At 66.3% G+C, this 25222-nt stretch carries 19 protein-coding genes and 1 tRNA gene; 16 read left to right on the top strand and 4 right to left on the bottom strand.

Annotated features, from left to right (window positions below):
- Positions 1-84 precede the first annotated feature (84 nt).
- The 9 genes from metG (at position 85) to AAK988_RS00765 (ending at position 11375) form a co-directional block, all read left to right on the top strand.
- Positions 85-1662 (top strand): methionine--tRNA ligase, encoded by a 1578-nt coding sequence (metG, locus tag AAK988_RS00805; RefSeq protein ID WP_369873297.1) that lies wholly within the window; start codon positions 85-87, stop codon positions 1660-1662.
- Between the two features lie 90 nt (positions 1663-1752).
- Positions 1753-1884 (top strand): hypothetical protein, encoded by a 132-nt coding sequence (locus AAK988_RS00800; RefSeq protein ID WP_257475584.1) that lies wholly within the window; start codon positions 1753-1755, stop codon positions 1882-1884.
- Between the two features lie 112 nt (positions 1885-1996).
- Positions 1997-2992, top strand: coding sequence for a TatD family hydrolase (locus AAK988_RS00795; RefSeq protein ID WP_369873298.1), 996 nt, complete (start codon positions 1997-1999; stop codon positions 2990-2992).
- Positions 2985-3998 (top strand): flavodoxin family protein, encoded by a 1014-nt coding sequence (locus AAK988_RS00790; RefSeq protein ID WP_369873299.1) that lies wholly within the window; start codon positions 2985-2987, stop codon positions 3996-3998. The genes AAK988_RS00795 and AAK988_RS00790 overlap by 8 nt, the downstream gene beginning before the upstream one ends.
- Positions 3982-5007, top strand: coding sequence for a 16S rRNA (adenine(1518)-N(6)/adenine(1519)-N(6))-dimethyltransferase RsmA (gene rsmA, locus AAK988_RS00785; RefSeq protein WP_369873300.1), 1026 nt, complete (start codon positions 3982-3984; stop codon positions 5005-5007). The genes AAK988_RS00790 and rsmA overlap by 17 nt, the downstream gene beginning before the upstream one ends.
- Positions 5008-5056: 49 nt before the next feature.
- A complete protein-coding gene (locus AAK988_RS00780) occupies positions 5057-6604 on the top strand; it encodes a cellulase family glycosylhydrolase (RefSeq protein ID WP_369873301.1) in 1548 nt (515 codons plus the stop codon).
- A 2-nt stretch (positions 6605-6606) separates the two neighbouring features.
- Positions 6607-8598: a RecQ family ATP-dependent DNA helicase gene (locus tag AAK988_RS00775; protein WP_369873302.1), complete on the top strand. Its 1992-nt coding sequence runs from the start codon at positions 6607-6609 to the stop codon at positions 8596-8598.
- Between the two features lie 204 nt (positions 8599-8802).
- Positions 8803-10005, top strand: a complete 1203-nt coding sequence (locus AAK988_RS00770) for an NADP-dependent isocitrate dehydrogenase (RefSeq protein ID WP_369873303.1) — start codon at positions 8803-8805, stop codon at positions 10003-10005.
- A gap of 683 nt (positions 10006-10688) precedes the next feature.
- On the top strand, positions 10689-11375 hold the full coding sequence (locus tag AAK988_RS00765; protein ID WP_369873304.1) for a peptidylprolyl isomerase: 687 nt from the start codon (positions 10689-10691) through the stop codon (positions 11373-11375).
- A gap of 239 nt (positions 11376-11614) precedes the next feature.
- Here AAK988_RS00765 and AAK988_RS00760 read toward each other — a convergent pair whose 3' ends face one another.
- Positions 11615-13303 carry a helix-turn-helix transcriptional regulator gene (locus AAK988_RS00760; RefSeq protein ID WP_369880264.1) on the bottom strand — a complete coding sequence of 563 codons (1689 nt, stop codon included), beginning with the start codon at positions 13301-13303 and terminating at the stop codon, positions 11615-11617.
- Positions 13304-13644: 341 nt separating this feature from the next.
- On the opposite strand from AAK988_RS00760, the gene AAK988_RS00755 reads away from it, so the two are divergent.
- Both AAK988_RS00755 and AAK988_RS00750 read left to right on the top strand, forming a co-directional pair.
- Positions 13645-15315: an FAD-dependent oxidoreductase gene (locus AAK988_RS00755; protein WP_369873306.1), complete on the top strand. Its 1671-nt coding sequence runs from the start codon at positions 13645-13647 to the stop codon at positions 15313-15315.
- A 133-nt stretch (positions 15316-15448) separates the two neighbouring features.
- Complete coding sequence (locus AAK988_RS00750; RefSeq protein ID WP_369873307.1) at positions 15449-16135, top strand: cytochrome c3 family protein; 687 nt, start codon at positions 15449-15451, stop codon at positions 16133-16135.
- A gap of 225 nt (positions 16136-16360) precedes the next feature.
- Here the strand turns inward: AAK988_RS00750 and AAK988_RS00745 are convergent, their stop codons facing one another.
- Complete coding sequence (locus AAK988_RS00745; RefSeq protein ID WP_369873308.1) at positions 16361-17350, bottom strand: C-terminal binding protein; 990 nt, start codon at positions 17348-17350, stop codon at positions 16361-16363.
- Between the two features lie 194 nt (positions 17351-17544).
- On the opposite strand from AAK988_RS00745, the gene AAK988_RS00740 reads away from it, so the two are divergent.
- The 4 genes from AAK988_RS00740 to AAK988_RS00725 all read left to right on the top strand — a co-directional run bounded on the left by AAK988_RS00740 (position 17545) and on the right by AAK988_RS00725 (position 19946).
- Positions 17545-18297: an SDR family NAD(P)-dependent oxidoreductase gene (locus tag AAK988_RS00740; RefSeq protein WP_369873309.1), complete on the top strand. Its 753-nt coding sequence runs from the start codon at positions 17545-17547 to the stop codon at positions 18295-18297.
- 150 nt (positions 18298-18447) lie between these two features.
- On the top strand, positions 18448-18774 hold the full coding sequence (locus AAK988_RS00735; RefSeq protein ID WP_016308269.1) for a Veg family protein: 327 nt from the start codon (positions 18448-18450) through the stop codon (positions 18772-18774).
- Positions 18775-18842: 68 nt separating this feature from the next.
- Positions 18843-18918 (top strand) — tRNA-Ala (locus tag AAK988_RS00730).
- A 98-nt stretch (positions 18919-19016) separates the two neighbouring features.
- The gene (locus tag AAK988_RS00725) at positions 19017-19946 is read left to right on the top strand and encodes a 5-formyltetrahydrofolate cyclo-ligase (RefSeq protein ID WP_321194133.1); all 930 of its coding nucleotides are present in this window, start codon (positions 19017-19019) and stop codon (positions 19944-19946) included.
- A gap of 326 nt (positions 19947-20272) precedes the next feature.
- On the opposite strand, the gene AAK988_RS00720 is transcribed toward AAK988_RS00725, so the two are convergent.
- The gene (locus AAK988_RS00720) at positions 20273-21901 is read right to left on the bottom strand and encodes an FAD-binding protein (protein ID WP_161127523.1); all 1629 of its coding nucleotides are present in this window, start codon (positions 21899-21901) and stop codon (positions 20273-20275) included.
- Positions 21902-22405: 504 nt separating this feature from the next.
- Between AAK988_RS00720 and AAK988_RS00715 the strand changes: the two genes are divergently transcribed.
- Positions 22406-23623, top strand: coding sequence for a helix-turn-helix transcriptional regulator (locus AAK988_RS00715; RefSeq protein WP_172711590.1), 1218 nt, complete (start codon positions 22406-22408; stop codon positions 23621-23623).
- Here the strand turns inward: AAK988_RS00715 and AAK988_RS00710 are convergent.
- Positions 23586-25148 carry an MFS transporter gene (locus AAK988_RS00710; protein ID WP_369873311.1) on the bottom strand — a complete coding sequence of 521 codons (1563 nt, stop codon included), beginning with the start codon at positions 25146-25148 and terminating at the stop codon, positions 23586-23588. The genes AAK988_RS00715 and AAK988_RS00710 overlap by 38 nt on opposite strands.
- Positions 25149-25222 lie beyond the last annotated feature (74 nt).

The following is a 25222-nucleotide window of genomic DNA, read 5'->3' as shown; positions in this document are numbered from 1 at the left end:
GTGTTAAGATAGCCAGCACGTATATTCGAGGGAAGCGGCGGCGTCATTGGCCGCCCGTCTTCCGGATAGGAGCATCGATTCCTCATGGCTAAGGGAACCTTCGGCGTCACCACGCCCATCTACTACATCAACGCCGCGCCCCATCTGGGCACCGCCTACACTACGGTGGCGGCCGACACCATCACCCGCTACCAGCGCATGAACGGCTACGACGTGTCGTTCGTCACCGGTACCGACGAGCATGGCCAGAAGATCGCCGAGACCGCCGAGAAGAACGCCATGACCCCCCAGGCCTGGTGCGATTCTTTGGCCCCGGCCTTTACCGACGCGTGGAAGACGCTGAATATCGACTACACGAACTTCGTGCGCACCACCGAGGATCGCCAGACCCGCGCGGTGCAGAAGTTTTGGGGCGCCCTCCACGATGCCGGCTGGCTGTACAAGAGCGCCTACGAGGGCTGGTACTGCGTCCATGAGGAGACCTATTACGCCGAGAGCGACCTGGAGAAGAACGACGACGGCGAGTTCGTCTGCCCCGACTGCAAGCGCCCCGTGCGCTACGAGGCCTCCGGCGAGGAGAACTGGTTCTTCAAGCTGTCCGAGTTCCAGGACCGTCTGCTGGCCTTCTACGACGAGCACCCCGACTTCATCCGCCCCGTCACGCGCCGAAACGAGATCGTCTCCTTCGTGAAGGGCGGCCTGAACGACCTGTCCATTTCCCGTTCCAGCTTCGACTGGGGCATTCCCGTGCCGTGGGATGAGGGTCACGTATTCTACGTGTGGGCCGATGCGCTCATCGCCTACCTCACCGGCATCGGCTACGGCGACGGCGAGCGCGAGGCCGAGTTCGACGGCCGCTGGCCCATCCAGTACCACTTCGTGGGCAAGGACATCACCCGCTTCCACTGCGTGATCTGGCCGGCCATGCTCATGGCCGCCGGCATGCCCATCACCCACACGGTGTTCGGCCACGGTTTCCTGCTCACCAAGGGCGAGAAGATGTCGAAGTCCAAGGGCAACGGCCTTATGCCCGCCGATCTGGTGAAGGTCTTCGGCGTGGACGCCTACCGCTACTACTTCATGAGCGACGTGCAGTTCGGCCATGACGGCTCCATCTCCATGGAGCGCATGGTGCAGGTGTACAACGCCGATCTGGCCAACACCTGGGGCAACCTGGTTTCTCGCGTGACCAACATGACCACGAAGTACTTCGAGGGCCGCGTGCCCGAGGCACCGGCCGCCGCGGCCGAGAACCCCCTGCGCGAGATCGCCGATACGCTGTACGCGGACTATGACGCCTGCATGGCCGAGGTGGACTTCACCGGGGCGGCCGCGGCTGTGCAGAAACTCGCGAGCCGCGTGAACCTCTACGTGGAGGAAAGCGCCCCGTGGGCCCTGGCCAAGGATCCCGCGCGTGCCGATGAGCTGGCCGGCGTGCTGTACAACTGCCTGGAGGCCATCCGCATCATCGCGCTGTACCTGGCGCCGTTCATGCCCAACACGTCGGCCGAGGTGTTCCGCCGCCTGGGCCTGGGCGACATCGCGGAGGTGACCGACATTAAGGAGGCCACGGCCTGGGGCCAGCTTCCCGCCAGCGTGGCCGTGGAGGTGGGCGAGCCCCTGTTCCCGCGCCTGGACGTGGACAACCTGCCGGAGCTGTAAGAAAGTAATACGTTAGTTTGTATGCTATAATGAGCGAGCACTAGCAAAGTCCGACTGCGGGCGGCGCTTCGAGAGATTGGAGTACCGCCTATGTTTGAACAGGTTCTTTTTGCCGCAGCCGCGGCCGCCACCATAGCAGGCTTCCTTTTGGAAGTCTGGCGAGAAACGAAATCAATCGTGCAGGAGGATGACGAGGGGAGAAACAGAAAAGGCCAGCGCTAACTGACCTTTTCTGAATCGATAACACCCGCGCCGCCCGCCTAGGCTCACAACCACCGGGCTTTGCTGGTGCAACCATTATAGCAGCTTGGGAAGCGGATTGCTAGGAAACTGCATGGATAACGACGAGCCGATATTCTACGACGGGAAGTTTCGCCAGAAGCGCAAGCACGGGGTGTGGCGCGAGGTGGAGGCGCCGGTGCTCGAGGGGCCGGTGGCCGACACCCACGCGCACCTGCAGATGCTGCGCGACCCGGCGCTGGAGCTGGCCCGCTGCGCGATGCACGGCGTGACCTTCGTGGAAACCATCGTGGATCCCGCCGATGACGGCTTCGCCACCTTCGAGGCGCTGCCGGGCTGGCTTATGGAAGCCTCGGCCGACCTGCGGGCCATGGTGGCCGCTGAAGGGGCCGGTGAGGGAGCGGACGGGGAAGAGCGCCGGGCGCTGCCCCCGCTGCCTGCGGTGCGCATCGCCGCCGGCGTGCACCCGCACAACGCCAAGGACCTCACGGACGACCTGGCCGCGGCCCTGGGCGAGCGCCTGCGGGATCGCCGGGTGAGCGCCGTGGGCGAGATCGGGCTCGATTACCACTACGACCTGTCGCCCCGAGCGGTGCAGCGCGAGGTGTTCCGGACCCAGATTCGCCTGGCGAAGGCGGCGGGGCTGCCCGTCGTCCTCCACATGCGCGAGGCCCACGACGACGGCTTCGCCATTCTGGCCGAGGAGGGCTTTCCCGAGGCCGGCACCTTGCTGCACTGCTTCAACTTGGATGGGGTCGAGGTGGCCCGCTGGGTGGAAGCGGGCTGCTTCATCGCCTTCGGCGGCCCGCTCACATTCAAGCGCGCCGAGGAAGTGCGCGAGGCGGCCCGGATAGTGCCGGTGAACCGCCTGCTCACCGAGACCGATTCCCCCTACATGACCCCCGAGCCCCTGCGCGGCACCTTGTGCGGGCCGGCCCACGTGGTGTGGACTGCCGACGTGCTCTGCGCGGTGCTCGGTGCTGATACGCCCGAGACCCGCGCGACCCTGCTTGCCCAACTGTACGCCAATGCCGAGGCGCTGCTCAACCGCGTCCCCACCCCCTGGCAGAAGGAGCCCTCCCATGCATAGAGTCATCCTGCACGGATCGTGCCGTGCCGACGGTCGCAGCGCGGCCCTCGCCGACGAGCTGTTCAACGCCTGCATCGAGGAGTGCCCCGACGACGGCGTGTCCATCGTGTCGGTGTCCTCCACGGACGTGGGGCCCTGCATCGGCTGCGACGAGTGCCGCGCCCTCTCGGAGGAGCCTATCCACGTGTTCCAGGAGGGCGACCCGCTCCTGCCCCAGGAGACGGTTGTGGAATCGGAGGCGCTCTTCCACCACTGCGTCATCGACGACGACATGGACGAGGTGCGCAAGCACCTGGATGCGGCCGACGAGCTCATCGTGGTGTGCCCGGTGTACTTCGCCGGCGCCCCGGCCCAGATGAAGGCCCTGCTCGATCGCTTGCAGCCCTACTACTTCACCGATCTGCGCACGCGGCCCAAGCGGCCGGCGGTGCTGCACGTGGTGGGCGCGGGAGGCGATCCCCACGGCTTCGAGCCGCTTATCGGCAGCCTGCGCTCGGCCCTGTCCGTGACGGGCTTCACCCTGGAGCTGGTGCTCGACTGGGTGGGCAAGATTCGCGCCGACGGCGAGATCACCGCCGAGGCCGAGGAGTACCCGCTGCCCCCGGTGGGCGGCTTCGGCGCGCTCGGGCTCGATGGGGAGGATTGCGGCGAGGCGATGGCGGATGGCGGGGAATCCCCGGCGTCTTTTGTAGGTTTTGCCGAGGAGGAATTCGCGGTGGCCTTCGAAACGGAAGACGACGATGGCGGCCGGGATGACGACTGGGGCGGCGGTCGAGGCGAGCGGGCCGGCTCCAGTTCCGGTTCTGGCTCCGGCCCTGATTGCCGCGGTCGCGCCAAGCTCTCGGTGAGCTCGCCGACGCCCGCGGTGAAGGACGAGGCCGCGAAGGGGTCGGGCGGCGCACGCGGTTCCCACGGGTCGCGCAAGTCCTCGGGCAAGGGGGGCGGTCCCGCCTACGGCAAGAAGAACGCCAAGAAGAAGGGCAACGGCCGTGGCGGCCGCCGCTAGCGGACGGGGCCGGGATGACCTCGCCGGTGACGGTGGGCGCCTCTCGCCCCTTTCCACCCCGAGTGCCACGCGGCTCGTGCTGGAGGCCCACGGCATCGGCACTAAGTACACTCTGGGCCAGAACTTCCTCGTGAACGACGACGTGTTGAAGAGGATCATCGCCCTAGCCGAGGTAGGGGAGCGCGACCGCATCCTGGAGGTGGGCCCCGGCATCGGCACCCTCACCATCGCGCTTCTGAAGCACGCTGCAAGTGTGGTGGCCGTCGAGCGCGATCCCGACCTGCCCTCCGTGCTGGCCGACACCCTGTACCCCTGGCGCGAGCGGTTCGCCCTCATCGAGAAGGATGCCCTGAACTTGACCGCGGCGGACATCGGTGAGCCTCTCCCTAACAAGTTCGTGTCCAACCTGCCCTATGCCGTGGCGGCCACGGTGGTGCTCGACTACTTCCAGCAGTTCCCCTTCCTGGAATCGGCCACGGTCATGGTGCAGAAAGAGGTGGCCGATCGCATGGCTGCCGAGCGGGGGACCAAGAACTACGGGGCCTACACGGTGAAGCTCGGCCTGTACGCCGAGGTAGCGGGTCGCTTCGCCGTGGGTCCGGGCAATTTCTTCCCGCCGCCGCGCGTCGATTCCGCCGTTATCCGCCTGAACCGTCGGGTGCCTCGCATGGCCGACGGCGCCCCGGCTGCCCCCGAGGTCATAGCGGCCGCCTGCCTCATGGCCGATGCCGCCTTCGCGAACCGCCGCAAAACCCTGGCGAATTCCTGCAAGACCTACTTCGCGGGGCGCGGGGGCATTACCCTGACACCAATCGGCGACCTGGCGGAGGCAACCGACTCCGTGACGCTGGACGGTCCGGCGGTGGCCTCCCGGCTGCCGGCTCTCTTCGAGGCGGCTGCCATCGACTCGAGGCGCCGCGGTGAGACCCTCGACCAAGGGGAGTTCCTTGCTTTAGGGGCGGCCCTGCTGGCTCTGACGGGCGCGAGCGCCGGAGCGGCGGCCGAATAAGGTACAATAGCGGGTCTCATTGATCCTATGGCAGAGAGGGGCGAGCCCGATGGCCGCACAGCAGCGTAATAAGCATACGGGACGCGCGAAGCGTATCGTCGTGGCCGCGGTGGCCCTGGTGGCCCTCGTGGCCGTGGGCATCGCCCTGGCCTCGACGGCCGCTAACGCCGAGGATCCAGACTATTCCGGCCTGGCGGTAGAGACGGAGCCCACCCGACCCCAGGCCCCCGAGCCGAAAGAGGAGGAGCCGGCCGAAGAGGCTGCCCCGGTTCCGCAGGATCCTGCCGAGGAGCCGGCGCGGCCCGTGGCCTCCCCCTCTCAGAACGGAGCGCTTCATGTGGAGGGGTCCCAGCTCGTGGATGCCGCCGGCGATCCCGTGCAGCTGCGGGGCGTTTCCACCCATGGCCTGGCCTGGTACCCCCAGTACGTGAACGAGGAGCTCTTCAGCGAGCTGCGCGAGGACTGGGGCGCCAATGCCGTGCGTTTTGCCCTGTACTCCGACGAGGAGGGGGGCTACGCCACCGATGGCCGTCGCGTCGAGCTGAACGACCTGGTTCTGAAGGGTGTCGAGTACGCCACGGCTGCTGACATGTACGCCATTGTGGACTGGCACATCCTGTCGGACGGCAATCCGCGCACCCACGCTTGGGCCGCCGAGGAGTTCTTCAAGCTCGTGTCGGCCCGCTTGGCCGATCACGACAATGTGATCTACGAGATCTGCAACGAGCCCAACGGGAAGACCACCTGGGCGGATGTGAAGGCCTATGCGGCCGAAATCATTCCCGTCATCCGTGCCAACGATCCCGATGCCGTCATCGTCGTCGGTACGCCCACCTGGTCCCAGGACATCCAGGATGCAGCCGCCGACCCGCTCTCCGAGGACAACATCATGTACGCGCTCCACTTCTACGCGGCCACTCACCAGGACGACCTGCGCGACCGCCTCAAGACCGCCGTGGAGGGCGGCCTGCCGGTATTCGTCACCGAGTTCGGCATCTGCGAGGCTTCGGGTGCCGGCGAGATCGACTACGAGTCGGCCGATGAATGGCTCGCCCTCATGGATGAGCTCAACGTGAGCTACATCTGCTGGAGCCTGTCGAACAAGGAGGAAGCGTCGGCGCTGTTCAAGTCCGACGTATCGAAAACCTCCGGCTTCTCCCTGGACGATCTGAGCGAAGAGGGGCTCTGGCTCGTGGATGCCCTGCGCGGCCCCGGCTTCGATCGCAAGGAGGTGCAGCTGGCTCGCGCCGATAAGAAGCCGAACGCCACGGGCTCGGCCATGATGGCCTTCGCCGAGGATACCATCCAATGGCAGCTGAACGTGACCGAGACCTGGGAGGAGGGCGACCGCACCTTCTTCAAGTACGAGATGGCGGGCAGCAACTACAGCGCCGCTACGAAGAAGTGGTCGGTTACCATCCCCTTCAACGCCGACGTGACGCTAGAGGACAGCTGGAACTGCAAGGCGAGCGCCGCGGCCAACGAGCTGACCGTTTCCAACGACAGCCACAACGGGAAGGTGGGTGCCGGCGATTCGGTGTCCGATATCGGCTTCATCGTCAGCGGTCCCGCCAAACTGGCCGTCGTGGACCTGTAGCCATGGCGGTATCTCTCGGGGCCGCCCGCTCGGTGCTGGCCCGGCAGTTCGGCTATGCTGATTTCCGTCCGGGCCAGGAAGCCGTGGTGGCCGCCGTGCTCGCCGGCCGCGATGCCCTGGCGGTCATGCCCACGGGCGCGGGGAAGTCTGTCTGCTATCAGGTGCCGGCCGTGGTGCTCGACGGCCTGACCGTGGTGGTGAGCCCTCTCGTGTCGCTCATGGCCGATCAGGTGCGGGCCTTGAAGGAGGCCGGCATTCGCGGGGCCTATCTCAACTCCACGCTCACGCCGGCCCAGCAGGCCGAGGTGCTCGCCCGGGCTCGGGCCGGGGCCTATGATCTCATGTACGTGGCCCCTGAGCGCCTGGCCGATCCGCGCTTCGCCGCCTTCGCCGCCGAGGCCCCCATTCCCTTCGTGGCCGTGGACGAGGCCCATTGCGTGTCCCAGTGGGGCCAGGATTTCCGGCCGTCCTATCTGGCCATCGGCGAGTTCATCGCGGCCCTGCCCGTCCGGCCGGTCGTAGCGGCCCTCACGGCCACAGCCACCGAGCGGGTGCGGGCCGATATCGTGCGCCTGCTCGGCCTGCGCGATCCGGCCCTCACGGTGACCGGATTCGACCGTCCCAACCTGCGCTTTGCCGTGGAGCGCTGCGAGCCGAAGCGCAAGGACGCCCGTCTCGACGCCTTCATCGACGAGCGCCGGGCGGAAAGCGGCATCGTGTATTGCTCCAAGCGCGCCTGCGTGGAAGAGGTGTGCGCGCACCTGCGGGAGCGGGGCATTGCCGCCACGCGTTACCATGCGGGCCTCTCGCCCGAGGAGCGCCAGCGCAACCAGCGGGCCTTCGTGGCCGACGATGCGCCGGTCATGGTGGCCACCAACGCCTTCGGCATGGGCATCGACAAGTCCAACGTGAGCTACGTGGTGCACTACAACATGCCTGGGTCGGTGGAGGCCTACTACCAGGAGGCCGGCCGCGCCGGCCGCGACGGGGCGCCCGCCGAGTGCCTGCTGCTCTGGTGCGACGGCGATATTGCCACGGGCCGCTTCTTTATCGAACAGGAGTCGGCCAATGAAGCCCTTACGCCCGAGGAGTCCGAGGTAGTGCGGGCCGGGCGGCGCCGCATGCTGGAGGCCATGGTGGGCTATTGCTACACCACCGACTGCCTGCGCCGCTACCTGCTCCGCTATTTCGGGGAAGACGGGGAGGGCGGGGAAGGCGAGGAAGGGCTCGCGCTCGTCGACCACGCCGGCGGCGGGGCTGGCACGGCAATGGAAGCCGGTGCGGCTGCGGCCGCTGCGGGCGCCCCTGTGGCTGGGGGTGGTCCCGCGCTCGCGTCGCCCGACCCCCGTTGCTGTTCCAACTGCGCCGGCGAGATGGAGACTGTGGACGTGACGGCCGAGGCCCGGGCGGTTATGCGCTGCGTCCACGAGTTGCGCGGACGCTTCGGCAAGACCATGGTGGTGGACGTGCTGCGCGGGGCCGACACCGAGGCCATCCGCTCCCGGGGCCTGAACCGGGCGACCTCCTACGGCGGCTGCGACGCCAAGCGCTCCCTGCTCATGGAAGTGGTGGAGCTGCTGGCGGCCGGCGACTACCTCGCCATCACCGAGGGCACCTACCCGGTGGTGTGCGCCGGCGGTCGCTACCGCGAGGCGGCGCGGGACGATTTCTCCCTGAGCATGAAGCGCACGGCTTCCAAGGCGAAGCGGGGTGCGGCGGCGCGCGCGGCCGGCGGCACCGGTAGCGGCGCGACGCTGACCGCGTCCGACGAGGCCCTGTTCGAGCGCCTGCGCACCCTGCGCAAGCGCCTGGCCGACGAGGCGGAGGTGCCGCCCTATGTGGTGTTCCCCAACACCACGCTCGCCGCCATGGCCTCCGCCCGTCCCGCCACGGCCGCCGAGTTTTTGGCCGTTCCCGGCGTGGGCGAGAAGAAGCTCGCAACCTACGGCGAGCCCTTCCTCGCCGAGATCGCCGCCTTCCAGGAGAAGGGATAGGGGCAGCGCCTCTATGCTTCGTCGCCGCCCCCAGCCGGGCACGGCGTCCCTGCTGCCCCAGCCGGTCGCGGCGCCCCTGCGCTTCACGCTCTTCGGCGCGCCCCTTCCGCGTTACATCCTTGTTTCTGGGCGAATTGCGGGGCGCGGCGGTTCGGTTTCGCGGTAGCATAGGCACCGAGCAATTCCGATACCCGAGGAGGCCCTGTGACGAAAATCGCAATGACCACGCCGCTTGTGGAGATGGACGGCGACGAGATGACCCGCATCATCTGGCAGATGATCAAAGACGAGCTGATCTGCCCGTTCGTCGATCTCAAGACTGAGTACTACGATTTGGGCCTGGAGAACCGCAACGCTACCGACGATATGGTCACCTTCGAGTCCGCCGAGGCCACCAAGCGTTTGGGCGTGGCCGTGAAGTGCGCCACCATTACGCCGAACGCCGCTCGGGTGGAGGAGTACGACCTGAAGCAGATGTGGAAGAGCCCCAACGGCACCATCCGCGCGATGCTCGACGGCACGGTGTTCCGCACCCCCATCATTGTGAAAGGCATCGAGCCCTGCGTTCGCAACTGGACGCGCCCCATCACCATCGCCCGCCACGCCTATGGCGACGTGTACAAGAACGCCGAGATCCGCGTGCCCGGCCCCGGCAAGGTGGAGCTCGTCTACACGGGTGACGACGGCACGGAGATCCGCGAGCTGGTGCACGAGTACGACGGGGCCGGCGTGGCCCAGGGCATGCACAACCTGGACGCCTCCATCGCCAGCTTCGCCATGAGCTGCTTCGAGTTCGCCCTGGACACCAAGCAGGACCTGTGGTTCGCCACCAAGGACACCATCTCCAAGAAGTACGACCACCGCTTCAAGGACATCTTCCAGGAGATCTACGACGATAAGTACGCGGCCCGCTTCGAGGAGGCCGGCATCGAATACTTCTACACGCTCATCGACGACGCCGTGGCCCGGGTCATGAAGGCCGAGGGCGGCTTCATCTGGGCCTGCAAGAACTACGACGGCGACGTGATGAGCGACATGGTGTCGAGCGCCTTCGGGTCGCTGGCCATGATGACCTCGGTGCTCGTGAGCCCGGCGGGCGTCTACGAGTACGAGGCGGCTCACGGCACGGTGCAGCGTCACTACTACAAGCACCTGGAGGGCAAGGAGACGTCCACGAACTCCGTGGCCACCATCTTCGCCTGGTCCGGCGCCCTGCGCAAGCGCGGCGAGTTGGACGGGTTGGACGAGCTGGTTGCGTTCGCCGACCGTCTGGAAGCGGCTACCCTGGATACCATCGAGGCCGGCGAGATGACCGGCGACTTGACCCGCATCACCACGCTTGAGAATCCGACCACCCTTTCCACGGGCGAGTTCATCAAGGCCATCGCCCGCCGTTTGGCCGCTTAGGCGGTGCAGCGCGGGACTTCCTGGAGAGAAACGGGACGATCCCTCTGAGCGCGGCGTCTTTTTGGGTGCCAAAATCTGAGCCCGGTCGGGTGCAGGACTCTTTTCTGCATGAGATTTCGAGTTATGAGCGCCGTGAAGGGGTCTGTCGATTCTTCGAGATAACGTTGAATCTTTGCGACCTGGGATTTCGCTGAAGGCGGAATCTCAGGTCGTTCTTTTTGTGCTTCCAAGACGCTCATAACTCGAAATCTCATGCATTTTCGGGGCGGCTCGTCGACGCGGGGATGGCGTGGGGCCCATAGCTCCGGATTTCGCGCAAAAATAGGATGCTCCATCGTGGCGCGACCTTCGGGTACACGGCGGCTCTGACCCAGGCCGAGGACTTCCCGAGGCAGCCGTAAGGGTGCCAAAGGCGTTCTGTGGGCCCGGCGCTTGGCCGTCTGGCATCCTCGCGGAAAATCGGGGGCACCTTCTGGGGGCGCTCTTGCGCGGCGAGGGTGCCCCCGTTTGCGTGGGAATGCGGTTTCGGGCGGCGTTTGGCGCGAGCGGAGTGCAAAATACGACGTTCCGTCGGATGGTCGGACGGCCTTCCTACCGTAAGATAGGGAGGCCGTCTCTATGAGGGACGGCCTGCTGTTGTGTGACCTGCGGACCTTGCGTCCGCCCGAGGAAAGGGGAATGGAATGGGACGCATCGAGCTGTCCGTCTACACGCCTCATTACGTGCCGACCGGCACCGAAATTGCCGTTATCGAAACATCGAAGGGTACCGTGCGCGTCGAGTTGTTCGGGCGTGAGGTGCCCGTTACCGTGGGGAACTTCGTCGAGCTGGCCGCCAAGGACTTCTACGACAACCTGAAGTTCCACGCGAAGAAGCCCGGTTCGGTGGTGCTCGGCGGCTGCCCCACCACCCGTTCCATGGGCCCGGCCCAGGTGCTGGCCGCCGCCCAGGGGGTCATTCGCGGCATGCACCCCGGCACCGGGGATGCCCGCTACACCATCATCGACGAGTGGGAGGGCAACCCGAGAAACGTGCACCGGCTCGGGAGCCTGTGCATGGCCCACAAGTCGGCGCCGAACTCCGGCAGCTGCCAGTTCTACTTCTCGTTGGGCGAGCAGCCTGAGTTCGACGATCAGTACACCGTGTTCGGCCAGGTGACAGAAGGGCTCGAGGTGATCGAGAACTTGGCCATCGGCGACGCTATCAAGACCGTTGCCATCGAGGGGGCCGACGAGGAGGCCCTGGCTGCCGCCATCGCTCAGGAGACGCCGCGGCCGCCCACGCCCCAGGAGGCTCTGGCCGCCATCGAGGCCGAGCGTGCCGAACGGGCTGGCGCCAGGGCCGTCGCGGAAGCGGAAGCCGCAGAATAGGCTGCTTGCCGCGGAAATAACGGGACGTCTCGTAGGGAAGGGCATCTCACAGGGTAAGACGCGGCAGAGAGCGGAGCGTCCCGTAGGGAAGGGGACGTCCACGTCCCGTAGGGCCGCTCGGAGCAGAAAGAGCGGGGCATCCCGCCGGGCAAGGGCCGCGTCCCTGCCGCTCAACCGACCGGAACATTCCAGATTGCGGAGGCGGCGAGGGCGCGGCCCTTGGGTTTTGCCGGGTTGCCCTAGCCCTCGTGACTTTCCACGAGGTCGATGAGCTCCTGCTGCTTGTGCACATCGAGCTTGCGGTAGATGTTCTCGATGTGGGTACGGGCCGTGCCCTGGGCGATGTGCAGATCGCGGGCGATGATGGCCAGGGTGCGCCCGTAGGCCAGAAGCACGATGACCTCGCTCTCGCGCGGGGTGAGCCCGAAGTCGCGGGCCACGGCGGCGCAGTGGCGCTCGATGCGGCCCGGAGCCGTCGCGCCCTCTTCCGCCGCCGGCGCGGTCTCGCTGGCGGCCGCTTCGGCCCGAGCCGCCGCGCTCTCGGCCTTATCCCCATGGCCCTCGCGGCGGGACAGCTGGGCCACGGTGCCCTCGGGCAGTACGAGGAAGGCCACGATAACCAGACAGAGGATGGCGGCCATGGCCACGGCGTTGGCCTGGAGGTTCCCGCCGATAAGCAGGCTGTTCACCACGTGGCTCGCCGCATTGCCGAGGGCCATGCCGCAGAACATGAAGGCCACGCCCAGACCGAAGATGTACAGGGCGTTCTCGTTGCGCCGCCGAGCGGCATCTACGAAGAGCACCCAGGTGAGGATGTCGAAGAACTCGTAGCCCACGTTGATGATGAGCAGAGACATGGCCGCGTGGGTGTCGAACAGCAGGGCGATGGCCACGTAGCCCGCCACCATGATGGGCAGCGAGAGCCGGTAGATGAGCGTGGGGTTGAAGCGCTCCCGCACCTTCGCCACGATGGCGAAGAAGGCCACCCCCACCACCACGAGGGCGAAGATGGGGCTGCCGCCGAGGAAGGAGAGGGGGTCGTCGCCCTGGTTCATGGTATCGAACATGCGGCAGAGCAGCGAGAAGGCCATGATGGAGAACATGAGCTTGCCCACGCCCAAGGGCACGCGGCTGCCCGCCCGCAGCCCCAGGGATCGCACGACAGCCGGGGCCGTGGGCATCGGGGCGGCTGCCGGGGCCCGGCCGGTGGCGTCGCTGCTCTGCGAGGGGCGCCCCATGAGCTCGTGCCAGGGGTGTCCCGTGCGCCCGGCGTGGAAGGCCAGCAGGGCGAAGGAGAGCAGGGGCACCACGACGAACCCCATGAAGCTCGTCTGGCTCGAGGACAGCGCGGCCACCACGGCCGTGACGATGGCCGCCACCGGCGAGGCGAAGGCGGCGAACTGCACCGAGTGATGGGAGAAGCGGTCGCCCCAGAGCGCCTGGAGAGGCCCCGCGCCGATGCCGCCGGCCACAAAGCCGCACACCATGAGGGCCTCGCTGTTGGTGCGCACGGCCAGGGGGATGAGCACGCCGCTGGCCAGAAGGGCCACGGGCGTGATCTTGAAGAGCAGCCCGCGCGCGGCCGCGACGGCCGCCCCGCCCCGGCGGCACACGAGGGCCACGGCTACCGAGCACAGGGCCCCGGCGGTCAGATACACCCAGTGGGTGGGGGAGGCGGCCGGAAAGGCGAGGGGCGCTCCCAGGCAGAAGACGATCCAGGCGCGGCACAGGCCGAAGCCCAGCACGATGATGAGGAAGTCCAGAATGGCGGAATCGCCCACGGCGCCCAGACTGCCGCAGCCCGGCCGCTCCGGGGGCTCCGGCATCGCCGATGGGGGAGACGCGGCGGCATTCGCGGCTCCTGCGGTCTCGTCGGTTGCGGCTGCTGTGGTCTCGGTATGCTCACGCGCGTGTGTACATGCTGACACGGGCTCCCCTCCCAGGCTGTGTCGTCGTCGGCGGCGAATGGGTGCGGCCCATTCGCCTGTCTCTGCGCTTCCGATCATAGCCGAACAGGGGGTTTACGCCTATCGGATGCATAATCCTAGAAGCTCTGAACAGGGAAATCATCCCCGGCATCCGAAAAATTTTCCAAAAATCCGACGGATGCTCAGATGTACGGCGCTCCCGTTGTCCGTAACCTGTTGCCTCGCAAACGCGGAGAAGCGCCGCAAGGGGAGGGGCCCGCCGACCACGGCGGGCGGCTTTCGGGAAGGTTCTCGGGAGTGCCCTTGGGCATCCGCACAACCAGAGGAGGAAGGATCTTTCCATGAAGAAAGACGCGAATCTCGGCGTATCCCGCCGCTCGTTCCTGAAGGGCGCGGGCCTTGCCGCGGCCGCCATGGCGGGCACCGCGGCTCTGGCCGGCTGCTCTGCCGAGGGCGGTGCCGACAGCCTCGCCGACACCGGCGACTGGATGCCGGCCAACTGGGACTACGAGTGCGACCTGCTCGTCATCGGCTACGGCGGCGCGGGCATGTGGGCGTCGCTCATCGGCGCCGACGAGTGCGGCCAGCAGGTGCTCGTGCTGGAGAAGGCCCCCGAGCGCGGCGGCGGAAACAGCTCCATTAACAACGGCGAGTGGACCATTGTGGAGGAGGCCGACAAGCAGCGCTTCAAGGACTACATCCGCGCGTTCACCAAGGGCAAGACCCCGGACGCCATGATCGAGGCCTGGGTCGAGGAGTGCGCGCGCAACACCGAGTACGCCGACAAGTACGGCATGACCTACGAGGTGGTGGAGCAGGCCCTGGCCGGCGCCATCCCCGAGTACTTCTTCCTGGACGACAACGCCTACGAGGGCTCCTGCAAGCTGTCCTCCGTGGACGGCTTCGGCATGCTGTCCTTCCACGAGCTGGACGCCCAGCGCGAGGCCCTGGGCGTGGAGGTGCTGTTCGACTGCCATGACGAGCGCCTCATCCAGAACCCCGCCACCAAGGAGATCGTGGGCGCCTACACCATGATCGGCGACGAGGAGAAGACCGTGAAGGCGCGCAAGGGCGTCATCATGACCCTCGGCGGCTTCGAGTTCAACGAGGAGCTGAAGAACGAGTACCTCAAGTGCTCTCCCTTCAAGTTCGAGGGCTGGCGCTTCAACACCGGCGACGGCATCAAGATGGTGGAGGACGTGGGGGCGAAGCTGTGGCACATGGACATGGCCATCTCCATGTACTCCATGTGGACCCGCGATCCGGAGTACGACTTCTCCATCCTGTACTTCATGCCCGGCTTCAGCTACTTCAACGTGAACCGCCTGGGCCGCCGCTTCGTGAACGAGAACAACATGGGCTCCCCGCACAACGGCTGGCACACCCTGCTCTCCTTCGATGACGGCATCGCTGATTTCGACCGCATCCCGTCCTGGGGCATCTTCGACCAGACCTGCTTCGATGCCGGCAAGCTGTCCACGAGTCAGGGCGACTTCTTCGAGTGCGGCAACTTCGCGAGCGATCTGCCCGACTCCGTGCGCGACTGGGACGGCTGGAGCCAGGACAACAAGGCCGAGCTGGAGCGCGGCTGGATTCTGACTGGCGCCACCATCGAGGAGCTCGGCCAGAAGATCAAGGAGTTCGATCCGCTCATGGACATCGACACCCTGAAGGCCACCTTCGAGGAGTACCAGGGCTTTGCCGCCGCCGGCAAGGACGCTCGCTTCGATCGCGCTGCCGAGACCCTCGTGCCCCTGGACAACGGCCCCTACTACGCCGTGTCCATCTATCCCGGCTCCTGCTCCACCCTGGGCGGTCCCATGAAGAACGAGCATGCCCAGGTGCTCGACCCGGCCCAGAACCCCATTCCGCGCCTGTACGCGGCCGGCTGCTTCGGCAACTTCCAGAGCCACACCTACGGCATCACCGGCGGCAACAACGCCGAGAACCAGGTGTGGGGCCGCATCGCCGCCCGCCACGCCTCCGGTCTGGACGCCTGGGACGCCGAGTAGCGCGACCCTTCGGGCTCGCGGATTCGCGGGCCTGGCACGATAGATCGACGGCGGCCGCCCGACGCGACGAGGCCTCGGGCGGCCGCTCCCTGCGAGCGGCCGGGCGCCGCGAGCGAGATGAGAGGAGAATCCCATGGAATGTGATGTGAAGCGGGGCCATCGCCGTCTCGCTCTCGCGGCCGTGCTCGGCGCGATGCTCGCCGTGGCGGCGCTGACCGCCACGCTGATGGGCTGCGCCCCCGGCCAGCCCGCGGCCGACACCGGCTCGGGTGCGACTTCGGGGGCCGAGGCCCCGGCCGGGGAGGCCGGCGGCGGCGATGCCATGGCCGACCAGCCGGTGAACTGGACCCCCGAGTCCGACTGCGCGACCTGCCATACCGCCGAGGCGGAATCGGCCACCGATGCGGCCTGCCCCCAGGGCGTGGCCCACGAGGCCGAGGGCGTGACCTGCGTGACCTGCCACACCGACGAGGCGGTGCTCTCCGAGGCCCACGCCGACGCGACCATGGGCGACAAGCCGGCCACCAAGGCCACGGTCGTCACCGTGGACGAGGCCACCTGCATCGGCTGCCACGGCGACCTGTCGCAGGTGGCGGAGCTGACCGCCGACTCCACGGCGCTGACCGACGACAAGGGCACCACGGTGAACCCGCACGAGCGCCCCGCCGGCGCCAAACACGAGGAGAACCCGGCCACCTGCACCGACTGCCACAACAACCATTCGAAGGATCTGCCCAAGGACGCCATGAAGTACTGCGCCCAGTGCCACCACCGCGGCACCTTCGAATGCGGCACCTGCCACGAGCTGCGCGAGCGCTAGGCTGCCCGCTCAAAGGTCCTCACGCTGCTATCCGGCAATGCTCTTGTCGGACAGCGCCCCCCGCTCAGAGCCCATCCCGCGCCGGGGCGGCACCCTCCCGTTCGCCCCGGCATCCCTCCCCGGCCCGACCGCTCCCAGCCCGCGGTCGGGCTTTTTTCGGGCTGGGGGCGGTTGCCGTCCGAGGGGTTAGCGCGAAACGCCCCTGGTCGTGCCCCGCCGCACCCGCTACTTCGCCAAAGCCCGGGGAAGCACCGCGGGGTTCACGCAGGCCTCGGGGGCGCGGCCGAGCACCACGTCGATGGCGTTCTGCGTGCAGCGCTGCCGCAGCTCCACGGCCGATTCCTCCGACCAGTAGGCCGCGTGCGCGGTGAGCACGGTATGCGGCGCGCGCATGATGGCCGCGTCGGCGGGCACGGGCTCGGTCTCGAACACGTCGATGCCCGCGCCCCAGAGCCTTCCCGCCTCCAGGGCCGCCGCCACGGCGTCGGTGTCGATGACGGCGCCGCGGGAGGTGTTCACCACGATGGCGCCTGGGCCCAGCAGGGCGATGTTGTCGGCGTTCAGCAGGTGGCGGGTCTCGGGGGTGAGCGCCGTGTGGAAACTGACCACGTCGGCGGCGCGCAGGGCCTCGTCGAAGGCGAGGTAGGGAAAGCCCTCGGCGGTGAGGGTGCCCGGCTGGCCGTGGCGGTCCCATACGACGACGGAGAAGCCGAGGGCGGCCGCCTTGACGGCCGTGGCCCGTCCGATGTTGCCGTAGCCCACCACGGCGAAGGTGCGGCCGCGCACCTGGCCCAAGGGTCGGCGGCGCGCGAAGTCCCACACGCCGGCGCGCATGTCGGCGTCGATCTCGTTGATGCGCCGCAGGCATGCCAGCGCGAGCGCGATGGCATGGTCGCTCACCACTTCGGTGCCGTAGGCCGGTACGTTGCACACGGCGATGCCGCCGGCCGTGGCCGCCTCCACGTCGATGTTGTCCACGCCGGTGCCGGTCTTGCTGATGACCCGGGCGGCCGGCAGGGCGGCGATCACCTCGGCCGTGAAGTGGCCGTAGGAGGTGATGATCCCGTCGGCACCGGCCGCATGGGCGATGATCTCGTCGGCGGTGCAGTGGCGGCCGTGGCTGAAGCTCGTGAACTCAATGCCCGCCGCCTCCACCATGGCCCGCTCGAAGTCGCAGTCGTCGAAATCGAAGTCCACCATCGCAATGGTTGCCATGGCCCCTCCCTTCCGCAGGTTCGCTGATCCGTTGAGAACGCCATTGTAGCCTCCACGGGCCGTTCTGCCGACGCACCGGGCGCGGCAACCCTTATACTGACAAGCCCTGTCGCCCAACGGCTCGGCGGCTTTTCCGCCCGAGCGTGCGGGCCGGGGTGCACCTATCGGTAGATCGATCAGATGGGAGTTCCATAATGAAGAAACTTGAGGGGCGCGTGGCCATTGTGACCGGGGCCAGCTCGGGGGTGGGCCGGGGCCTGGCCAAGGTGCTCACCGAGAACGGCGCGAAGATCTGCGCCTGTGCCCGCCGTGTGGAGAAGCTCGAGGAGCTGAAGGCGGAAGTGGAGGCCTTCGGCGGGGAGGTGCTGCCCGTGGCCTGCGACGTGACCGACGTCGATCAGATCAGCAACGTGGTGGCCCAGTGCGTCGAGCGCTTCGGCGGCATAGACATCCTCATCAACTGCGCCCAGGGCGCCATGGAGTACCGCGAGATCAACGACGTTGACGAGGCCTATGCCCTGGAGGCTTTCGAGAGCGGCCCGCTCGCTTCCATGATGTTCATGAAGGCCTGTTTCCCCTACCTGAAGGAGAGCGGCCACGGTCGCGTCATCAACACCGCCTCGGCGGCCGGCTACGACGGCAACGCCGGCTTCGGCGCCTACGGCATGGCTAAGGAGGCCATCCGCGCCATCACCCGCACGGCGGCCAACGAGTGGGGCAAATACGGCATCACGGTGAACGTGTTTCTGCCCATCATCGCCACCGACTTCTTCCGCGAGACCCAGCCGGCAGCCCTGAAGAGCCTGGAGGCGAAGACGCCGCTCGGCTACATCGGCACCACCGAAGCGGACTGCGCTCCGCTCATCGTGTTGCTCGTCAGCGACGAGGGCGGCTATTTCACCGGCCAGTCCTACATGGTGGACGGCGGCATCCACAAGCATTCCTAAGACTTGCGCACCTCTTGGAGCCGCCTTCAAAAATGGGCCCCGCTAGGGGTTGCGGATATTCCCGCGGCCGAAAAAAGTTGCGGGGCTTGACAATCGTGGTATGATATGGGGCTGTACTTGTACCGTCAGCACACGTGAGGAAGTTAGTCAATGGATTTGGCCAAGCAGGCAAAGATCGTCGATGGCATTCATGATACCTTGAATGATTTCGTCGGTCAACGACTGAAAGTGCGCGCCAACATGGGCCGCTCGAAGATCGTGGAGAGCGAAGGCGTGCTCACCCAGGTTCACCCGCAGCTGTTCATCATGGAGGTGGACCGCAAGCGCGGCCGCACCGCCCGTCAGTCCTACCAGTACGTGGACGTGCTCACCGGCATGGTGGAGCTGTCCCAGAACGGCGAGCCCCTGTTCGCCCCCTTTGTGGACGAGTCCATGGAGCTGATCGACTACGTTATGGAAGAGCGCGTGGTCTCTTAAGGGCAGCGCTTGACAACCGCCGCCAAATCGGGCAAACTACTGCCTTGCGCGAAAGCGCACACCTTCGTGGGGATGTAGCTCAGCTGGGAGAGCATCACGTTCGCAACGTGGGGGTCGTGGGTTCGAATCCCATCATCTCCACCACGGAAATGTAACGGCCTCGGGAATATCCCGGGGCCGTTTTGCATGGATTGTGCCCGCATCTGTGCCCGCACGCTATCGACCTTGCCCGCGTTTATACAATGCGCGACCGTCCTGCATTCGCTCATTTTCGCGAACTGACGTATGATGTACTCAAATCTGCAGTTATCAGCGTCGGTATTATTTGCCGGTCAGTGTGTAGCACTTCTCATATAGCTCTGAACTGGCGTTTTGGTTTTGCGAGAAGAATGAGGCTCGACGCCGAGGCCTTCGAGACGCTGATAACTGCAGATTTGGATACAAAATCGGGCAGTTCATTCAAAAGAGGATTGCGGGGAAGTATCTGCATGCGAGGAATGCTCAGGATGGATGTGCTTTGGAGCGGACAGTCTCTCATGCAGGGCTGCGTGTTTGATGCGAGAGAAAGGGAACGCTCGGTGGAGTTACCAGCAGATAAGAATCTCCTGCGGCAGCACTTCAGGATGCTCCGGGCCAAGTTGTCGGAAGGGGAGCGTCGGGCGGCGGATGCGGCTATTGCGGGGAGCATGGCGGCGTTGCCCGAGTTTGCGGAAGCCGACGGGGTGTTCACGTACCTGAGCTTTGGGGCTGAGGTGGATACGCGGGAGCTTATCGAACGGGCGTGGAGCTTGGGGAAGACCGTGGCCCTGCCGCGGGTGGTGCCCGGTACGCGCCAGATGCGGTGGTACGCGGTGGATTCCCTGGACTGCCTTGAGCGCAGCTCCTTCGGCGTGGAAGAGCCGCCAGCTGACCCGGCCCGCGAGGTGACGCCGCGCGACTTCCACACCCCTGTTGCCCTCGTGCCCGGGCTCGCCTTCGACCGCGAGGGCTACCGCCTCGGCTACGGCGGCGGCTTCTACGACACCTTCCTGCCCACGTTCCCCGGCACCTCCATGGGCCTCTGCCGCGCCGCCCAGCTCGCCGACCACCTCCCGCACGAGGACTATGACATGCCAGTGGACGAAGTGGTGACTGAGCACGGTTTGCGGGCACTTTCAAAAATCTCAAGCTGATTTTCGCAAAAAAACGAGTTTGGTAGGGTTTGCGAAGCGTCGGCACCTTCCGAAACGGCAACCTGGGGGCAATAAGGGTCGGCAGACGAGCGTTTTCTCAAATCCCCACCCTACTAACTTGAGTTTTTGCCAAATTTCTCGGGATGATTTCCGTTTCCCCTCTGCGGGTATGCGGCGTAAGGTTGCGAACGGGGCCGGCTCCATGCTCTCCCTGCTTTGCGCAAGCCATCCCCGATGAAAAGCCCCGCCGGGGGAGGGGTCGGCGGGGCTGGGGGAATGGCGCGATGCGGGTGCCCGCGGGCGCAGTCGACCGCGGGTCGAGCGGTCTACTCGTTGGCGAGCGCGCTGCGGGCGGCGATGCGGCCGAAGGCCAGGCACTCGCCCAGGTTGCCGCCGCCCTGGTAATGGCCCGACCACACCGAGCCGAACTCGCCGGCGGAATAGAGGTGCGGAATGACGTTGCCCTCGATGTCGATGATCTCGCCCTTGGCGTTGCGCACGGGGCCGCCGTCGGTGTTCAGCATCTGCGGCCGCTGCATCATGATGTAGAACGGCGGGGTCTTCACCGGGGTCAGCGTGCTCGGCGGCCGGAAGAAGGAGAGGTCCTTGCCGTTCTCGCAGTAGCCGTTCCACACGGTCACGGTTTCGACGAACTCGTCGACGGGCAGGTTCGCCTGGGCTGCCAGATCCTCCAGCGTGTCGGCCTTGTAGCCGAAGCCCTCGGCGACCGGGTCGGTGCCTTGGAAGGCGTAGGCGCCGGCGTCCATGGCGGCCTGGTCGCAGACGAACCAGCTGATTTCGGGCATGGGCAAAAGGTGCCAGTTGCCGCCGAACTGCATGTGGCCGTGGCGCGAACCCACCGCGGCGTTCATGGGCACGCCCGCGTAGAACTGGTCCCAATCGAAGGTGCAGCAGGCGTCCCAATCCATGTAGAAGCGCCGTCCGTTGTCGCCTACGGTAATGCCGAGGTTCTTGAGCGGGCTGCCCGAGCCGTTGTACTTGCCCCATCCCGAATCGTCGAGCTTGCGGATGGTGTTCCAGAAGCCGGCGCCGGAATTCATGTGCCACTCGGCGACGTTCAGCAGGGCGCAGATGCGGTGGCCGTCGCCGGTGTTCTCTTGGGCGGCGATGGGAGTCACCGTGGGCTGGGAGAAATAGTTGGCCATCATATCGGGGTTGCTCTCGAAGCCGCCGCAGGTCATGATGACGCCCTTGTTCGCCTTTACGCGCACGTCGTTCTTGCCGTCGTTGTAGATGCCGCCGAGCACCGCTTTGGTGGTCGGATCTTGCACCAGGGCCACGAGCGGGCACTCGGTCTTCAGCGTGACGGAAGGCAGGCCGCCCACCACCTCGTTCATGAACTTGGTGACGTGGTCCCACTTGCTGTCCTCGGCGGTGAATGCGGCGTAGTCGATGGCCGCGGAATGCTCCAGCTCGGGGTATTCGGGGAAGCAGGCGTAGTCGGTGGTGCCGGGGACGATGGTCAGGTCGGTGTCGGCGGCGCCGAGCTCCTTGATCCAATCGAGATTGCGGGTCAGTTCGGTCGCGAAGGCGGCGAGCACGTCGTCGGGCGTGCCCGTGTCGCTGTGGCGCAGCTCCTTCAGATAGTCGAGGGCCGCTTGCTCGCGGTCGGCGCTCGTGTACATGAACCAGCCGCTGGAAAACGGGCTGTTGCCGTTGCCGAGGGGGCTTGTGCCCTTCTCGATGAGCAGGCACGAGGCATCGGGGCTCTCCTTGCCCACGGTGACGGCCGCGGCCACGCCGGCCAGGCCCGCGCCCACGACGAGCACGTCGGTTTCCTCGTCCCAGGCGAAGTCGCCGTCTGCGGCTGGTGCGCTCTCGGAGGCGCCGCCTTTCGAGCTGCAACCTGCCAGGCCCATGCCCGTCAGCCCCGCAACGAGAAGCGTCGTTCCCGCGGTCTTCACGAAGGACCGGCGGCTCTGTGCCATTGCCATGATAATCTCCCTTCCGATAGGTTCTCCTTCGCTGCATGGATGCGGAGAATTTGCTACCATGCAGTGGCTCGATCATGGAGGGAAAATGCTTCGGGCGAAACTCCCGTTTTAGGGTAATTTCGAGCATTGGCTCCATGGATGCTTTGCCCAAAAATTGGGCAAATATGAAGATGATCAGGCGATATGCGGCATTCGTCGCAGGATGGGGGAGGGGCGATGCGCGAAGGAACGAAAAAGCGGATCCCATCGCTTGACAGCGTGCGGCGGATGGCGGCGTGCTTCTTCAGCGTGCTCCTCACCGTTCCGTACTTGCAGCACAACCTCTACCACACGACGTTGTTCTCCGGATTCGGGGCGCAGCAGTTCGTCGTTTTCGCCCTTTTCTCCCTGATTTTTGCCGCTGGGCTGATTGGCTGCATCGTGGGCTGCGAACGCATTGGGCGAATTCTTCGCCCCCTCAGCGTTGCCGCCGCGGCGTCCGTCGTGGCAACAGGCGGTACGGTGATGCTTTGGTTTGCTCCCTCAGTGGGTTCCGATGCGGCGCTGATATGGGGTGCTTTGGGCGCCGGCTGTTACGCCCTCGGTCTGGTGGCCCTCGGAGCCCGGATGTTCCTCATGCTCGGCGTTCTTGCGCGACGGGAGGGCTTGAAGGCAGTTCTGGCACTCGTGGTTTTGGCGGCGCTCTGCGGCCATGTGGCATTCGCGTACTCGGCGCCTGCGCCCTTCTACGCGTTTATCGCCGTGGCCGGTCTCAGCTTGAGCGGCATCGCCCAGCTTTGCTTCGGGCTTTTGGCCGTCCCCGCGTCTGCCGCGGCGGACGGGGGAGAAGTTCCTTCCCCGTGCGACGCCGACCTCTATGGAAACGGGTGGCGCTTCTTCTACGTCATCTTTTTCGCGACGGTGCTCGTGCACGGTCTGCTCTATGTGGCCGATCCGGCGCTGGAATATTTGGGCGATGCGCCGCTGTCCCGCGGGGTGACGTTTTTGCTCCTGTTCGCGCTCAGCGTGCTCATGCTCGCGACGTCTTCGAAGGCATCGCGGTACCTGCGTGCGGTGTGCCTGTTCGGCAACGGGCTTTTCGCGGTGCTGTTCTTGGGGCTTGTGGCTGTGAGCTTCTCTTCGCTTACCCACGGCGATTTCTCCGCGGCCGCCGGCGTGGTGCTGGCGCTCATCCGCGTGTTCGATGTCCTTCTGCTCGTCGCCATGTTCGTGAGCGCGTTTTTGAAGGGGTCGAATCTGGTGCGCACGGCGGCCGTGTATCTGCTGGCGCTCTTCTGGCTGCCGACGACGTTCGCCTACGTGCTGCTTCCCCTCGCCACCGCCGGCCACGCCCTCGACGCCGGCCACGCCCTCGACGCCGGCACGCTGCTCGGCCCGGCGTCGCTGGTCATTGCCGCGGTACTGGCTCTGGCCATCGTCGCGTTTCTGACCCTTTTCATGGTGAAAGCGGCGCGGCCCTTGTCGGCTGCGCGTCCCGCTGCGGAAAAGGAGGGGCGCAGGGAAGCCTGCGATGCTCTCGCGGAACAACACGACCTCACTCGGCGCGAGGGGGAGATTCTCTACTATATATCCCTCGGCTACTCGAGCAAGGCCATTGCCGAGAAACTCTTCGTGGCGCCCGGCACCGTGCAGTCCCACACCAAGCGCATTTACGCGAAGCTGGGCGTGCATGCAAAACAAGAACTTATCGAGTTGGTGAATCGGGAGGAAGGGGACGGTTAGTGTCCTGCCTGCTCGAGCTGGGTCGTCGCAAGGGCTTCGTGCCGCCGTGGTTGATGGTTGTGGCGAGGGGGTGCTGCTTGACGAGGGCCATCATCACCACCGTGACGGCCACCATGGGCACGAACCACAAAAACAGGGGCACGAGCGCGTCGGAGTAGCCCTGGGCGATGACGGCCTGGGCGGAGGCGGGCAGCTTGTCCATGAGGGCCGGGGTGATGTGGGCCACGGAGATGTTGTCGGTGGCCGGCAGCGTGGCGGAAAGCGCGGCGGTCAGGCGCGAGGTGAACAGGGTGCCGATGAGCGACGCCCCCAGCACCGAGCCGATCTCGCTGAAGAAGTTGTAGGCCGCCGTGGCCGCGCCCACCATGGCGTGGGGGAACTCGTTTTGCACCACCAGGGTGAGGATCTGCATGCCGAAGCCGATGCCGAAGCCCAGGATGAACAGGAACACGAGCGGCAGCCAGAACGCCTCGTGCACCTGCAGGGTGGACATGAGGAAGAAGCCCACGGCGGCGATGGCGCTCGAGGCGACGAGCATCCACTTGTACTTCCCCGTGCGGGCCGCAATGAAGCCGCTGGCCGTGGACGTGATGAAGATGCCGATGCTCATGGGCACGCACATGAGGCCCGCGAGCTCGGGGCTCATCTCGTCGACGATTTGGAAGTAGGTGGGCAGGTAGGTGACCGTGCCCATGAACGCCACGTCGATGATGAGGCTCGTGACGGCGCAGAGCACGAAGTTGCGGTTGCGGAAGAGCGAGAGCGGCATGACCGGTTCGGTGGCCCGGCGCTCCACCAGCACGAAGGCCACGGCCGAGGCGACGCACAGGGCAAACAGCCCGATGATCTCCCAGCTGTCCCAGGCGTACAGGGCGCCGCCCCAGGCGCTGGCCAGCACGAGCGAGGTGACGGACAGGCCCAACAGCGCCGCGCCCGCGTAGTCGATGACGGCGCGTTTCTTCTGGGCGGTGCGTCGGGGGAGGAACGCGCCGAGGGCCGCCAGGGCGAGGCCCGCGAGCGGAATGGTGAACCAGAAGATCCACCGCCAGCCCGGCACCTGCACGAACCAGCCGCCGAGCACCGGGCCCAGCACGTTGGAGGTGGTGAAGACGGCGCCCATGATGCCCATGTAGGCGCCGAGTTTCCGCGGGGGCACCACATCCGAGATGATGGCGTAGGCCAGAATGCCCAGGCCGCCTCCGCCCAGGCCCGACAGGCAGCGGCCGCAGATAAGCATCTCCATGGACACGGCCAGGCCGCACACCGCCTTGCCCAGGGCGTACAGCGCCAGGGCCACCATGATGACGTGCTTGCGGTTGTACAGGTCGCTGATCTTGCCGTAGACGGGCATGACCACGGTGCTCACCAGGATGTAGGCGGTGGAAATCCACTGCATCATCTCCACGCCGCCCAAATCGCCCACGATGGTGGGCAGCGCCGTGGCGGCGATGGTCTCGGACAGCGAGTTCACGAACATCGCCAGCAGAAGCCCTGTGAATATGAATGCCAGCCGGCGGCCGTGCACGGCCCATCCGACGTGTGCTCGTCCGCATTCGCGCCCATGATGTCATTCCTCGCGTTCGATGTATACTCAGTCGA

The sequence above is a fragment of the Adlercreutzia muris genome, from assembly GCF_041223505.1.
Classification (GTDB): Bacteria; Actinomycetota; Coriobacteriia; order Coriobacteriales; family Eggerthellaceae; genus Adlercreutzia; species Adlercreutzia muris.
The sequence above is the reverse complement of the archived record's forward strand: the minus strand, read 5'-3'. Positions and strand labels throughout refer to the sequence as shown.

Excerpts from the sequence above, each read along its gene's own strand:
- AAK988_RS00735 (WP_016308269.1), top strand. The coding sequence starts at position 18,448 with ATGGATTTGGCCAAGCAGGCAAAGATCGTCGATGGCATTCATGATACC.
- AAK988_RS00740 (WP_369873309.1), top strand. The coding sequence starts at position 17,545 with ATGAAGAAACTTGAGGGGCGCGTGGCCATTGTGACCGGGGCCAGCTCG.
- AAK988_RS00765 (WP_369873304.1), top strand. The coding sequence starts at position 10,689 with ATGGGACGCATCGAGCTGTCCGTCTACACGCCTCATTACGTGCCGACC.
- AAK988_RS00795 (WP_369873298.1), top strand. The coding sequence starts at position 1,997 with ATGGATAACGACGAGCCGATATTCTACGACGGGAAGTTTCGCCAGAAG.
- AAK988_RS00750 (WP_369873307.1), top strand. The coding sequence starts at position 15,449 with ATGGAATGTGATGTGAAGCGGGGCCATCGCCGTCTCGCTCTCGCGGCC.
- AAK988_RS00775 (WP_369873302.1), top strand. The coding sequence starts at position 6,607 with ATGGCGGTATCTCTCGGGGCCGCCCGCTCGGTGCTGGCCCGGCAGTTC.
- AAK988_RS00780 (WP_369873301.1), top strand. The coding sequence starts at position 5,057 with ATGGCCGCACAGCAGCGTAATAAGCATACGGGACGCGCGAAGCGTATC.
- AAK988_RS00745 (WP_369873308.1), bottom strand. The coding sequence starts at position 17,350 with ATGGCAACCATTGCGATGGTGGACTTCGATTTCGACGACTGCGACTTC.
- AAK988_RS00725 (WP_321194133.1), top strand. The coding sequence starts at position 19,017 with ATGCGCGACCGTCCTGCATTCGCTCATTTTCGCGAACTGACGTATGAT.
- AAK988_RS00755 (WP_369873306.1), top strand. The coding sequence starts at position 13,645 with ATGAAGAAAGACGCGAATCTCGGCGTATCCCGCCGCTCGTTCCTGAAG.
- AAK988_RS00800 (WP_257475584.1), top strand. The coding sequence starts at position 1,753 with ATGTTTGAACAGGTTCTTTTTGCCGCAGCCGCGGCCGCCACCATAGCA.
- AAK988_RS00715 (WP_172711590.1), top strand. The coding sequence starts at position 22,406 with ATGCTTTGGTTTGCTCCCTCAGTGGGTTCCGATGCGGCGCTGATATGG.
- AAK988_RS00720 (WP_161127523.1), bottom strand. The coding sequence starts at position 21,901 with ATGGCAATGGCACAGAGCCGCCGGTCCTTCGTGAAGACCGCGGGAACG.
- AAK988_RS00790 (WP_369873299.1), top strand. The coding sequence starts at position 2,985 with ATGCATAGAGTCATCCTGCACGGATCGTGCCGTGCCGACGGTCGCAGC.
- metG (WP_369873297.1), top strand. The coding sequence starts at position 85 with ATGGCTAAGGGAACCTTCGGCGTCACCACGCCCATCTACTACATCAAC.